This window comes from Flavobacterium aureirubrum (genome assembly GCF_038739835.1).
Classification (GTDB): domain Bacteria; phylum Bacteroidota; class Bacteroidia; order Flavobacteriales; family Flavobacteriaceae; genus Flavobacterium; species Flavobacterium aureirubrum.
Map to the genome: position 1 here is coordinate 59,224 of NZ_JBCGDO010000018.1, position 14,307 is coordinate 73,530.

The following is a 14,307-nucleotide window of genomic DNA, read 5'->3' on the forward strand; positions in this document are numbered from 1 at the left end:
AATAGACTGATATCGATAGATTAACATGATTTTAATATAATAGGAATTATCAAAAACAGCGCCGATATGAAGCACAGTAGTCAATCTTTGTGCCAAAAAAAAATCCGCCAAAATGGCGGAATTTATAAACCTTACAAAAATTAATACTCCACATCAAAAGCACCTTCTGTAATTGTAAAAGGTGTTGCGCCCGATGTTACAAAGTTAAAATTTCCTCTAATTCTTGTTGCTGTCTTTGAAATAATTGTAATTGAACCAGTAGCAGCCGTATAATTTACATCGTTAAAGTCATAAATGGCCTGAACTCCGTCTGTAGTAGCATTTCCTGTTATAGCATATGTACCAGTTCCTAAACTACTTTTAACCGAAATAGTCATAGAATTTAAAGCAGCATTTTGAGCTCCAATGCTAATGAATTCTTGACTTCCAACAGAAATAGTGGTCGTAAGAATATCGACATCAACAAACTCGGTTCCGCCTACTTTTGCAAAAAAAGAATCACCGGTTTGGTCTTGTGTAATAAAAGGAATATTTTGAAAAACCCCATTTGTAAATTGAACTGGTAAAATACTTGTTACGGATGTATCAGACCAATAGCCTTTGAAATTAAAAGTTCCAGATATCGTGTTGTTTGTGGTATTTATGTTAGTAATAGTAATAGATCCCGTGTTTTCTTCTGGATTATTAAAATTAGTAGACCAATAACCAAACTCAGAACCCGAAGGTGTAAAAGTTAGAAGATTTGTATTTGCTGGATAGGTACCTATAGCATTAGCTTGTACTAAAAAATCAAATCCTTCTCCGTTTGCTTTCAGCCCTGAAATGGCAATAAAATTTCCAGATACAAGTGCTTCAACTGATGTTGCTGTCCAGGTTGACCCACTAAAATCAGCTTTGAAAAGTGCTGGTCCATTATTAGAGTTATCAAAATCATCTAAATTAATAGCCGGATCGAGAGGCTCAACATCACAGGAAGTAACTGCAAACGCGATTAGAACAAGAAATAGTTTACTTATGGAAAGGATATTTTTCATATGAATTAGAAATTATTCTTCAAATATAATTTTTTTTATTTACTTCTCAAGGCATTTTTTGGAACTCTAAATAAAAGTAGTAATCCAACAATAAAAAAGACACCTAAAAACACAATTGCATTTCGTATACTACCCGTAATTTGATCAATAATTCCGTAGATTGACATTCCTATGACTATCCCAACTTTTTCAGTTACATCATAAAAACTAAAAAAGGATGCTGTATCTTTTGTTTCAGGTAGCAACTTAGAATAAGTAGAACGCGCTAAAGATTGAATTCCTCCCATCACAAGTCCAACAAATCCTGCTGTAGTATAAAAATGAATTGGTGTTTTTATGAAATAGGCAAAAACACACAAGATAGCCCAAAAAGCATTAAGAAAGATAAGCGTATTGATATTTCCAAATTTCGATGAGGCTTTGGAAGTGAGATAAGCTCCTAAAACCGCTACTAATTGTATCAATAAAATACTAATTATCAAACCTGTCGTTTTTTGACTTGGTGTTTCCCATGCAACTTCTGTTGCGCCAAAATAAGTAGCAACCAACATCACTGTTTGTACCGCCATTATGAAAACAAAATAACTATACAAATATCTTTTTAGTGCTAAATTTTCCTTTACTTGTTTCCAAACTAGTCTTAACTCATTGAATCCTTTAAAGATAAAATCCTTTGTAATTGTTACATTTTTTTTATTTCCTTTAGGTAAATAATAATAAGTAATGTGGCTAAATCCAATCCACCAAACCCCAACAGTTATAAATGAAATTCTCATAGCTTTCATACTTGCTTCGGCTTCTGCTCCTGCTATTCCAAAACTATGAGGAAACATGACCATTGCTAAATTTAAGATTAGCAATAAGGTACTTCCAATGTAACCCATCGAAAATCCTTTTGCGCTAACTTTATCTTGTTGCTCTGGGAAAGCAATATCGGGTAAATACGAATTATAAAAAACTAAACTTGACCAAAAACCTATTAGTCCTAGAAAGTAAAAGGAGTAACTTAAGAATAATTTATTTAAATCAAACCAATACAAGCAAATACAGGAAATGGCTCCGAGATAGCAAAAAAATCGAAGGAAAGCTTTTTTATTTCCAATATAATCTGCAATTCCTGATAAAATAGGCGAAAATATTGCCACAATCAAAAAAGCGAATGCAGTTACAAAACTAATCATAGCAGTATCTTTACACTGCATACCAAATACGGTTACATAATTTCTTCCACTTTCTTTGAAAATCATTTCATAAAAAATGGGAAATACCGCCGATGCAATAACTAAACTGTAAACTGAATTTGCCCAATCATAGAATGCCCATGCATTGAGTAATTTTGGATGACCTTTTGGTAAATTTGCCATAAAATATAAATAAGTAAAAAAAAAATCCCGAATTAACCGGGACTAAATATACTGTTTTTTTGTATTTACAATATTATTTAAACGTTACGCCAAACTTAGCTGCTTCTGCTTTTGCTTCTGGAATAAGTCTCTTCAAATTAGCAACTCGTATCGCATCTGAAGGATGAGTACTCATGAATTCTGGTGGTTTTTGTCCTCCTGACGCTTTAGACATTCTTGCCCAAAACTCTACGGCACGTTCTGGATTATAGCCCGCAATCGCCATTAAAGTTAATCCAATTCTATCAGCTTCGGTTTCATGACTTCTACTAAATGGCATCATTCCACCATATTGAGAAACTCCACCATAGGCTAACATGGCTAATTGCTGTGTTTCTGCACTCGAACCTCCAGTTGCCAAAGCAACGCCAGTTGCACCTGCTTGTTGCAATATTGCTGCGCTCATTCGCTGTTGACCGTGATTGGCCAAAGCATGTGAAACTTCGTGTCCCATAACAGTTGCTAATCCGTCTTCATCTTTTGTTATCGGCAGAATTCCCGTGTAAACCACTATCTTTCCGCCAGGCATGCACCATGCATTTACTTCTTTATTTTCTACTAATCTATATTCCCATTTATAGTCTTTCAAATATTCGGTATATCCATTAGCATTTAACCACTTCTCAGCGGCATTTTTGATTTTCATCCCCACATTTTCAACTCGTTTCGCATCGGCTGTTCCAGTTAAAACTTTGTTTTCAGTCAAAAATTGATTGTATTGTTGAAATGCAGTTGGAAAAATATCACTATTGTTTACTAATGCCATAGTACTTTTTCCTGTAAATGGATTCTTAGCACATGAAATAATTAGTGTAATTGATACAATTGATAGTACTGTAACTTTTTTCATAATGTATAGAAAACATTTTTGAGCAAAATTAAAAAATTAAGCGCCAAATAAATGCAATTCCGTAAAATCTTTATCTAAAAGTAATGATCCATTTCCGTCATAAAGAACTTTATCCAACGAAATTTTTTCGTTATCCAATTCAATTTTTTTCACTTTAAATGGTAAACCTTTTAAGTTTATTTTGAATTTAGAATACGATGTTTCAAAGGTTCCTTCCCTATGCTGTTGAATTATAAGCTCTTTCTCTTTTCCATTCAATGTAAATGTTCGCAGTGAAAATCTTCCTTTGTTATAATCATATCCATCTTGTGCATCTTCATAAACGGTAGATTTTTCTTTACCTAATTTATAATAAACATCCAAGGTTAGTTCATCAAATTGTAATTCACCCACATACTGTTGCACGGGATATTTCGGAATGATTGCACCTTCTTTAATAAATACCGGAATTTCATCAAAATTTGTACTCACCCATAATTCTCTTTTTCCATCAACTAATTCATTGGTCCAGTAATTATACCAGTTACCTTTTGGTAGATACATTCTTCTTCCCAAAGCATTGGGTTCCAAAATAGGACAAACCAAAATTTGGTTTCCAAAAATAAACTCGTCAGTTCTATAATGGGTGTGAAAATCATCTTGATCAAAATAAACCAATGGTTTCAACATAGGCGTTCCATCGTTTACATATTGCCAAAACATAGTATACAAATAAGGCAATAGTTGATATCTAATTTCAACAAACTTCCTCGTGATATCGATTACTTCTTTACCAAACGACCAAGGTTCTTGTTCGCCGTGATCACCTGATGAATGCGTTCTACAAAAGGGATGGAAAACACCCAATTGTATCCAACGTGCATATAATTCACCTGATGGTTGCTCTGCAAATCCGCCAATATCAGAGCCCGTGAAACCCATTCCTGACAATGACATTCGTTGCATTTGAATATTAGCTATCCATAAATGTTCCCAACTCGCCACATTATCGCCAGTCCAAGAAGAAGTATATCGCTGCGCACCAGAATAGGCGGAACGCGTGATTATAAAGGGTCGTTTTGGGTAAGCAAATCGCTTCACACCTTCATAAGTAGCACGCGCCATTTGAGTCCCATAAATATTATGCGCTTTTCTATGACTACAAGGATTTCCATCATAATCATGACGAACATCATAAGGGAAGGTTTTTCCTGGAACTTCCATGACAGCTGGTTCGTTCATATCATTCCAAACGCCTTTAACTCCTATTTCAGAAATTAATTCTTTAAATAATCCTGCCCACCATTCTCTAACTGCTGGATTAGTATAATCAGGGAAATTACATTCGCCTGGCCAAACTTTTCCTTTCATATACGGTCCATCGGCACGTTTACAGAAATAATCATTTTTTAACGCTTCTTGATAAACCCAATAATCTTTATCTATTTTTATTCCTGGGTCGATGATTACTACCGTTTTAAAACCATCTTTGGCTAACTCAGCAACCATACGTTTGGGTTCAGGAAAATACTCTTTGCTCCAAGTAAAACATCTAAAACCTTCCATATAATCTATGTCTAAATAAATAGCATCACACGGAATCTTTAGTTCTCTAAATTTACTGGTAACTTCTTTTACTTTACTTTCGGGATAGTAACTCCATTTACATTGATGATATCCTAAAGTCCACATCGGTGGTAATTCTGGTTTTCCTGTTAAATGGGTATAAGTAGTAACGACATCGCTCATTTTTGGTCCGTAGAAAAAGTAATAATTCATCTCGCCACCTTCTGCCCAAAAACTAGTGATGTTTCGTCGTTCATGACAAAAGTCAAAATAGGTTCTAAAGGTATTATCAAAGAAAACACCATAAGCTTTGTTATGATGAAGTCCTATATAAAAGGGAACCACTTTATACAAAGGTTCTTGGTCTTTATGAAAAGCATACTGGTCAGTTGCCCAGTTTTCAACTCTTTTTCCTTTTAAATTCAAGTGAGAAGCCTTGTCTCCAAGACCATAAAAACTTTCGCCATCTTTAGAATGTTTACTCATTTTTACAATATTACCACCGTGTTCATAACATTCTTCCCAATGAAATCCGTTTTCATCTTCTAAAATCGGTGAACCATCAATATCAAAAATGCCCACTTTCGCATCTTTTTTATTGATTTTACAAAAAACCTTGCTAGTTTTTATCATAAAAAAAGTAGGTTCTTCCACTACTTCTAGCTGATTGTAGCCATGCGATTGCGTTTTATCAATAGCATAAGAAAAATCATTGCTAAAATAACCTTTGGTAGTATATCTAAAACGAATGAGACTATCCCGAAGTATAGTCACTTTCAAAATCATATTGTTATCAGTATAGAAAAAAATGCTGTCAACATCTTGTTCAAAAGAAACTATCTTACCAGGATAAATATCGCCTTTATGCTCAAGTTCAGTGTTTGTAATCATATTTTTTTAATGTATTGTTGCCAAATATACTAAGATGGAACGTAAAAATTAACAACTTGTGCGAGTTGTTTTTAACTACAACGTTTGCGAATGGGTATAAAAAATAGTAACCACAAATTACACAATACACAAAACTAAATTGTGAAAATTGATGCAATTTGTGGCTACTAAAAAAAGAATATTATGAAATCCTAAACGCCACAACGCCCAATGGTGGCAAAGTGATTTCTGCCGAATAGTCTTTCCAGTTCCAAGGTGTTTTGTCAATCTTAATAGCTTTGGAGTTAGCAACACCGCTTCCTCCATATTCCACTTTATCCGAGTTGAAAACTTCGGTTAATTTGCCTTTCGTTGTCAATCCAATTCTATAATTCGTTCTTACCACTGGCGTGAAATTACAAACCACAATTATATTTTCTTTTTCGTCATTTCCTTTTCTGATGTAACTTAAAACCGCATTCTCAGCATCGGAATAATTTATCCATTCAAAACCATCAACATGGAATTGTTTTTCATACATCGCAGGATTGTTTTTGTATAACGCATTCAAATCGGTGATGCATTTTTTAATGCCGTCGTGATAACCATATTGCAACAAATGCCAATCCAAACTTCCTTCAAAATTCCACTCACTGCTTTGTCCGAATTCCGCACCTTGAAACAATAATTTTCCTCCAGGATGCGTAAACATATAACCATAAAGCAAACGTAAATTCGCAAATCGTTGCCATTCATCACCAGGCATTCTACCAAGAATAGAATGTTTTCCATAAACCACTTCATCGTGGGATAATGGCAACATAAAGTTCTCCGTAAACGCATACGTCATCGAAAACGTCAAATCATTTTGATGAAAACGTCTGTAAATTGGTTCTTTCTTAAAATATTGCAATGTATCGTGCATCCAACCCATCATCCATTTCATACCAAAGCCCAAACCACCCAAAAATGTTGGTCGCGAAACCATCGGGAAACTCGTGCTTTCTTCCGCTATCGTTTGCACATCAGGGAAATTAGTATAAACCGCTTCATTAAAATCTTTCAAGAAACTGATCGTATCAAGGTTTTCTCTTCCGCCATAAATATTCGGTTCCCATTCGCCATCTTTTCTCGAATAATCCAAGTATAACATTGAAGCCACAGCATCAACTCGAAGCCCATCAACATGGTATTGCTGCAACCAAAATATCGCATTACTAATCAAGAACGAACGTACTTCATTGCGTCCATAATTAAACACTAAACTCTTCCAATCGGGGTGAAAACCTTTTCGTCTGTCTGGATGTTCATAAAGATTTGAACCATCAAAAAAGCCCAAACCATGCGCATCTTCCGGAAAATGCGACGGAACCCAATCCAAAATCACTCCAATTCCTGCTTGATGCAATTTATCCACCAAAACCATAAAATCTTGCGGTTTTCCAAATCGTGACGTTGGCGCAAAATAACCCACCAACTGATAACCCCAAGACGGATCATACGGAAACTCCATCACCGGCATAAACTCCACATGCGTAAAACCCGTTTCTTTTACATAGTCAACCAATTGATCAGCCAGTTCCAAATACGTCAAGAACTTCCCTTCACTATTGCGTCGCCACGAACCCAAATGCACTTCATATACCGAATACGGCTTGTCCAAACCATTTTTGTCCTTTCGGCTATCCATCCATTTTTTGTCTTTCCACTTATAGTCCAAATCCCAAATAACCGAAGCCGTTTGCGGCGGATGTTCACAATACAGTGCAAAAGGATCAGCTTTCTCCGTAATAATCCCGTTGTTGTTCGACTGGATTTTATACTTATACGTCGTGCCTTTATCCACACCAGGAATAAAACCTTCCCAAATGCCCGAACCATCCCAACGAACGTTCAACAAATGCTCGCCTTGTATCCAATAATTAAAATCGCCCACCACCGAAACCGATCGTGCCGCTGGTGCCCAAACCGCAAAATAAACACCTTTCACGCCATTCACTTCCATCAAATGCGCGCCTAGTTTTTCATATAATTTAAAATGCTTTCCCGCCTTGAATAAATCAATATCAAAATCAGTGAAAAGCGAATGTACTTGTACTTGGTTCATGTTTTTTATTTTTAAACCTGACAGGTTTTAAAAACCTGTCAGGCTTGATTTTTTTAATTCAATTCAAATCCTTTTTAGCCCCGATTGAAGTGGAAATCCTTTTATTAATTGCCACGGGTTTAAACCCGGTAATTAATAAAAGATTGAAACGAAAAGCGGTAAAACGGTTTTATTCTTTGCCCAAACGACTCGCTCCAAAATTAATACCCCATTATACTCTGAATTCCCCGCAAAGGAATAACCGCCCAACGTGGTCGCGAGTTCAACTCATAACCCAGCTCATAAACTGCCTTTTCAATCAAGCAATACTTCAATAAAAAATCAATCTCATGGTTGTAACCAATGTTCAAATTCCCCGATTGTGCCTTCTCAACATAGGTTTCCAAAAACGCACCAACAAAGTAATTGAACAGTATTTCGGCAGCTTTAAAAAGTTGCTCTTGCTCAAACGGATACTTGTCTTTGTTGTTGAAAATCGTGGCATAAATAGCATAATGAAACGAGCGAAAAAGTCCGGCAACGTCTTTCAACGGCGGTTGTTTCACTTTTCTATCGCGAATGGTACTTTCGGGTTCACCTTCAAAATCAAGTAGATAGAAATCATCGCCATTAACCAATATTTGTCCCAAATGATAATCCCCATGAATTCGAATACGTTCGGATTTCATCTTTGTCCAATCAAAATCGACAAAATGTTTACGAACGATTTTTTTATTTTCCATAAACTGATGCGCCAATTCGAGTGCCAATCCGTCGAGTTTGTGCAAACTGTTCTCAATAATATTCAATCGATTTTGAAACTGATAGAGCATTCGGTTTTTCAACCAAACCGTATAATCGCCATTGTAAGTTGTTGGTGTAAAAGCCGTATCATGAATGTCGCCACCAAGGGCAATGTGCATTTCGGCGGTTCGCTTGGCTAATGTTTGCAATCGAAGAAACAAACTCAATCCAACCCAATCAATAATTTCTGGCGGAATTTCGTTGATTTTCATTCGCTTGAACAACGGAATATCGGGTAATTTGTCAATTTTTATCTTCTTTGTCTTCAAATTCATGAAAACACCATCGATTTCTTCTAGCATAAACTTCCACGCATCACCTTGATTAGGAACCAATTCTTGCATCAATCCCAGTGTAATATTTCCTTCGGGCAAAGCCAAATTAATACTTCCGGTATAAGCAGGCGAACTTTTAAAATGCATTCGTTCCGTTAAAAATCGACTGATTTCATAATCAGGATTAGTGCTCACATAAATACGTCGGAAGATCTTCAACACAAAAGCATCGTTGTAAATTATAGACGTATTGCTTTGCTCCAAGCCCATGAATTTGGATGACTTATATTCTTTGTCATCAAATTTGGAACCTTTATGAAAGACTAATTTCAATTCAGGATTTTCTTTTGCTTGAACGATATTATCAAACAATAATTTTCTAAAATCTTCCTGATGCAATGCATCGACTAAATATCCTTTTTGATTTCCTAACTGAATGGGAGCAATAATAGTATTAGTATCCAATTCTTCTTCCGCCATGAAAGCCAATGGCATAAAATAATGTTGGTAGAAAGCTTCTTTAAAATTAACTTCCAAAAGAACACCGTAATAGGTATTTTTCTTTGAGGTAATTTTAAAATGATCAACGACTTCGATGTATTTTAACGTACTCGCTTTTCCACCATACCAGCGTTTATTGATGATATAATTCTCTAAAATATCCGAAGAAAAGACTTTAATGAACTCATCATCTTCAAGCGCGTTTTTCCAATCTGTTTTAAAAACAAAAGGAGTAGTAAAAGTTTCCTGATTTAAATTTTCCATGTTAATTATGGATTTATACTATTTAAAAATTTTAAACAAATGGAATGGTAACGCAGGTTGAAGTTCAACAAAATTCCATTCTTTGTCCCAATAATAACTATTTCCTGTGATTAAATCGACTACATTTATCGTTTGTCCTGGTTGAATTCCTAGGGATTGCAACGGTAATTGAACCCAAGTTTGCTTTGGATAATACGGATCGATGTTACAAATCATCAAGGTTTCATCGGTTCTATCGTCGTCAAATTTGTAGTACGCAATAACTTGTTCGTTATCAGTATTGCAAAACTGAATGTTATTGGTTTGCTGCAATGACGGTTGTTCGTGACGGATTTTGTTCAATCGAGTAATCAAGGTTATCAATTTGTTTTGAACCTTCCAGTCCCAATGATAGACTTCATATTTTTCAGAATTGAAATATTCTTCTTTTCCCGGCATAGCAGCTGAAACCATGTATTCATAGGCTGGACCATAAATTCCTACGCTGGAACTTAGCGTTGCTGCCAAGAAATATTTGTGCAGGTAAACACTTTCCATTCCGCTTTGTAAGGCATACGGAAGAATGTCTGGTGTATTTGGCCAAAAGTTTGGTCGGAAGAATTCTTTTTGTTCCGTTTTAGTTAATTCAGTAAGATATTCAATTAGTTCGGCTTTAGTATTTCGCCATGTAAAATAAGTATAGGATTGGGTAAATCCTTGTTTTGCCAATTCATGCATAATTTTTGGTCGCGTGAAAGCTTCGGCTAAAAACAAAACATCAGGATGTTTTTTCTTCACTTCGGCAATCAACCAACCCCAAAAATAAAATGGTTTGGTATGCGGATTATCCACTCTAAAAACTTTAATATCACATTCTTCTACCCAAAATAAAGCAACCTCCAAAAGTTCTTTCCAAAGATTTTTCCAATCGCCACTTTCAAAATATATCGGCTGAATATCTTGGTATTTTTTTGGTGGATTTTCAGCATATTGAACCGTTCCGTCAGGTCGCCATTTAAACCATTGTGGAAAATGGTTTACATACGGATGATCGGGCGCAGCTTGCAAAGCATAATCCATCGCCACTTCAATTCCGAGTTTTTTTGCTTCTTTTACTAATGATTTGAAATCATCGATTGTCCCCAGTTCTGGATGCGTTGCTTTGTGTCCGCCGTGTTTTGAACCAATTCCCCAAGGCGAGCCAACATCTCCTTTTTGAGCATTGGTAGCATTGTTTTTCCCTTTTCGATTAACTTCTCCAATGGGATGAATTGGTGGGAAATATAAAGTATCAAATCCCATAGCAGCAACTCGAGGCAGCAATTTTTCACAATCTTTAAATGTTCCGTGCTTGCCTTCTTGCGATGCCGAACGTGGAAAAAATTCATACCAAGTGCTAAACAATGCTTTTTTTCTATCCACATAAACTTTCAGTTCAGCCGAAGTATTGGCCAAGGTTCGCGTTGGATAGTTATAAAAAATATGATGCAACTCAGCCGACAAAGCAATCGGAATGGCATCATTATATAATTTTTCGTCTTGAAAAGCTTTAATCGCCTTCGTCAAATAGGCTTTTTCCTCCTTTGAAGCTTCTTTTAAAATCGCCTGACAATATTCGGCACCTTCTAAAAGTTCCGATTTCACATGTTGATTATCTTGAATTTTACGTTCGGTTCCGTGTTGCCAATTCAAAGCATAATCAACCCAAGCTTCAACAAAATAGGAATAATGACCTTGCTTTTCAACTTTAAAAGTGGCTGTCCATTCATCATTACCCATTTCCGTCATTCTCACTTCTTGCCATTTTTTGTCTTTTTCGTGTTTGAATTTCACACAAGTTGCTACAACATCATGACCATCGGCAAAAACATTTGCAGTAACTATTACTTTTTCGCCAACAATTCTTTTGATAAAAAAGGCACCACCGTCTAATTGAGGTTGCACATTTTCGATTATAATTCGAGTTTGATTTTGCATTTTATACTGATTTTAATGAGTTGTAAGTTAGAAAAAAATATAATAAGTTATAAATTGCAGTAAAATTTATTGAAATGACAAAAAAAGTAGCAATACCAACTCAATCATTGCAAATTCCGAAACCGATTCTAATTACTGCTAAATTTTTAGAAGCAATTTCACCAAAATTAGCGATGCTTTTTGCAGCAAAATTATTTGTAAGACCAATAAAACACAAAATTCCAAAGCGAGAAATACACATGGTGCAAAAAAGTAAGCAAACCATACTTTTTGTTCCTTCAATAAATAAAAAGATAAATATTTATGAATACGGTAATAATGAGAAGAAAATTTTAATGGTACATGGTTGGTCTGGCAGAGGAACGCAAATGGTGAAAATAGCTGATAAAATGCTAGAATTGGGCTATGCCATTATAAGTTTCGATGCACCAGCACATGGAAAATCCGATGGAAAAACCACTATCATGACCGAATTCATTGCTTCAATCATAGAAATCGAAAAACAATTTGGGCCTTTCGAATTTGCCATTGGTCATTCACTTGGAGGAATGTCTATTTTAAACGCAATAAAACAAAATTTAAATGTCAAAAAAGCTATAATAATTGGAAGTGGCGATATTATTCAAGATGTTATCGATGATTTTATTCAAAAACTACAACTGAAACCGAAGATCGGCCTACTACTAAAAAATCATTTTGAAAAGAAATATAATGAACCAATGGAGAACTATTCCGCTAGTTTTTCAGCAAAATCAGTAACCATTCCTGTTCTAATTATTCACGATAAAGATGACGATGATGTAGCTCTAAAAGCAGCACACAACATTCATAAATACCTAAAAAATAGCACGATAATGATTACTGAAGGATTAGGTCACCGAAAAATCTTGGGTGATACTAAAGTAATTGAAAGTATTAAAGAGTTTATTTCTAACTAATTTTAAGTAATTTAGATACAAATTAATACAATGTCACATATTCAATTAGCACCGAATATTTACGATTGTAGCAGCTGCCAAACGCGCTGCGACGGAAAGTCTATCGGTGTATATGATTTTGAAAAAGATGTAAATTTCTCTGAAGCAATCGAAGAACAGGTTATAAAACAAATTAATAAGTCAAACCCAAATCTATTTGCATTCAAAACTAAAAAAAACGGTTATCCTGATATTGAAATAATTTCTAAAACCTCAATTGATAAACCCGTTTGTTACATCGAAATCAAAGTGCAATCTCGAACATTTATGTCAGTTGAAAAGCTATTACCAAATAGTAATCTGAAACCCTCTGAAACTATTGCGCTAAATCTAAGCGATTTAGAAAGATACTTTGAAATTTATGAAAAGGAAAAGACAGACCTTTATATAGTTTGGTGTCTAAAAAATAGAAATTGCATAAATAATCAAAATACCGATTTATATTTTCATCAAAACATAATTGACCTTAAAAAAATTCGCTTAAACGATACAACCAACTATAGAAAATTCAAACGTGCCACCGGAATTGGTGATATAATAAATGGCGAACATAAAGGCGTTTTAGTCAATTATCATTTCAGTTTAAACGAATTAATTCAAGGAATACCAACTATACCAAACCAATAATTTATCTATCATGAATTTATTTGAACCCAACGATAATTGGTCAGAAAAATTAAAACCATTAATAGAAAAGTATAAAGGAAAAAAGCATCCCTTAGAATACAAAAACACCTATCAATTAATGATAATGGTCATACTCTATGCTCAAGACTCCGATGCAAATATCAACAAAATTGCACCTACATTATTTGAAGTATATCCAAACATGGAATCCTTAGCAGTGTCAAACGTCGAAGCACTAATTCCTCATATTTCTAAAGTTAGAAATTTTGGAACAAAAGCAAATTGGATTATTGAAATAGCGCAAACAATTCAATCCAACGAAAATATTCCACTAACAATGGAGAAACTAACAGCACTCAAAGGTATAGGAAGAAAATCAGCCAATGTGATAATCAGAGAAACAAATAGCCCAGCAGAAGGTATTATTGCAGATTTGCATGTAATTAGAGTAGCTCCAAGAATTGGTCTTTGCAATGAATCTAAAGACGGAAACAAAGTCGAAAAACAATTGACGCAAATACTTCCAAAAAATATTTGGGACGAAATAGGAATGGCTATTTCCTTTCTAGGAAGAGAAATCTGCCGACCAACCAATCCAAAATGCGAAAGTTGTCCAATAAATAATCATTGCCAATATAATTCAAGTAACTAGTAAATAAATCCACAAGAGTTTCCCACCAAAAACTCTTTTTTTATTAAAAATAAAAAACCACCAAAGAAGAGTGTAGAACCATCTGCGAACAGTGTTGGAGCATATGTCAAGAGTGTTGAAGCATATAGGACAAGTGTTGGAGGATGCGGACAGAGTGTTGGAGCATGCGGACAAAGTGTTGAAGCATGCGGACAAAGTGTTGAAGCATGCAGGATGAGTGTTTAAGTATCCTGGCTGAGTGTTGAATCGTCCGAGAAAAGTGTTGAAGTATCCGGGCTGAGTGTTAGACCATCCGTGAAGAGTTTATGTACCACCTCAAATAAGTTAAAGCACTAAAAACAAAAAGTCCCCATCAACTAAATGATGAGGACTTTCAAAAAAAGGCAGTGACATACTCTCCCACAAAATTGCAGTACCATCTGCGCAGTCGGACTTAACTTCTCTGTTCGGAATGGGAAGAGGT

The 14,307-nt window shown here is 35.2% G+C and carries 10 protein-coding genes and 1 rRNA gene; 3 read left to right on the top strand and 8 right to left on the bottom strand.

From position 1 onward, the window contains the following. Nucleotides 1–140: 140 nt before the first annotated feature. The 7 genes from WFZ85_RS12640 to WFZ85_RS12670 all read right to left on the bottom strand — a co-directional run bounded on the left by WFZ85_RS12640 (nt 141) and on the right by WFZ85_RS12670 (nt 11,588). Nucleotides 141–1,034 (bottom strand): DUF6252 domain-containing protein, encoded by an 894-nt coding sequence (locus tag WFZ85_RS12640; RefSeq protein ID WP_342696664.1) that lies wholly within the window; start codon nt 1,032–1,034, stop codon nt 141–143. A 35-nt stretch (nt 1,035–1,069) separates the two neighbouring features. After that, nucleotides 1,070–2,398: an MFS transporter gene (locus WFZ85_RS12645; RefSeq protein ID WP_342696665.1), complete on the bottom strand. Its 1,329-nt coding sequence runs from the start codon at nt 2,396–2,398 to the stop codon at nt 1,070–1,072. 73 nt (nt 2,399–2,471) lie between these two features. Then, nucleotides 2,472–3,287, bottom strand: a complete 816-nt coding sequence (locus WFZ85_RS12650) for a M48 family metallopeptidase (protein ID WP_342696666.1) — start codon at nt 3,285–3,287, stop codon at nt 2,472–2,474. 36 nt (nt 3,288–3,323) lie between these two features. Beyond that, entirely contained in the window at nt 3,324–5,723 is a 2,400-nt protein-coding gene (locus tag WFZ85_RS12655) for a glycoside hydrolase family 31 protein (RefSeq protein WP_342696667.1), read from the bottom strand. Between the two features lie 181 nt (nt 5,724–5,904). Continuing rightward, nucleotides 5,905–7,809, bottom strand: a complete 1,905-nt coding sequence (glgB, locus tag WFZ85_RS12660; protein WP_342696668.1) for a 1,4-alpha-glucan branching protein GlgB — start codon at nt 7,807–7,809, stop codon at nt 5,905–5,907. 200 nt (nt 7,810–8,009) lie between these two features. Further along, on the bottom strand, nt 8,010–9,632 hold the full coding sequence (locus WFZ85_RS12665) for a maltokinase N-terminal cap-like domain-containing protein (RefSeq protein WP_342696669.1): 1,623 nt from the start codon (nt 9,630–9,632) through the stop codon (nt 8,010–8,012). An 18-nt stretch (nt 9,633–9,650) separates the two neighbouring features. Continuing rightward, on the bottom strand, nt 9,651–11,588 hold the full coding sequence (locus WFZ85_RS12670) for an alpha-1,4-glucan--maltose-1-phosphate maltosyltransferase (protein ID WP_342696670.1): 1,938 nt from the start codon (nt 11,586–11,588) through the stop codon (nt 9,651–9,653). Nucleotides 11,589–11,662: 74 nt separating this feature from the next. Here WFZ85_RS12670 and WFZ85_RS12675 point away from each other — a divergent pair, with 74 nt between their 5' ends. From WFZ85_RS12675 to WFZ85_RS12685, 3 genes are read left to right on the top strand one after another with little or no spacing between them, the layout of a single operon-like run. Continuing rightward, nucleotides 11,663–12,526 (top strand): alpha/beta fold hydrolase, encoded by an 864-nt coding sequence (locus WFZ85_RS12675; protein WP_342696671.1) that lies wholly within the window; start codon nt 11,663–11,665, stop codon nt 12,524–12,526. 30 nt (nt 12,527–12,556) lie between these two features. After that, nucleotides 12,557–13,192 carry a hypothetical protein gene (locus WFZ85_RS12680; RefSeq protein WP_342696672.1) on the top strand — a complete coding sequence of 212 codons (636 nt, stop codon included), beginning with the start codon at nt 12,557–12,559 and terminating at the stop codon, nt 13,190–13,192. Between the two features lie 10 nt (nt 13,193–13,202). Next, the gene (locus WFZ85_RS12685) at nt 13,203–13,844 is read left to right on the top strand and encodes an endonuclease III domain-containing protein (protein WP_342696673.1); all 642 of its coding nucleotides are present in this window, start codon (nt 13,203–13,205) and stop codon (nt 13,842–13,844) included. Nucleotides 13,845–14,222: 378 nt separating this feature from the next. Here the strand turns inward: WFZ85_RS12685 and rrf are convergent. Continuing rightward, nucleotides 14,223–14,307, bottom strand: a 5S ribosomal RNA gene (gene rrf, locus WFZ85_RS12690); the annotation flags it as partial.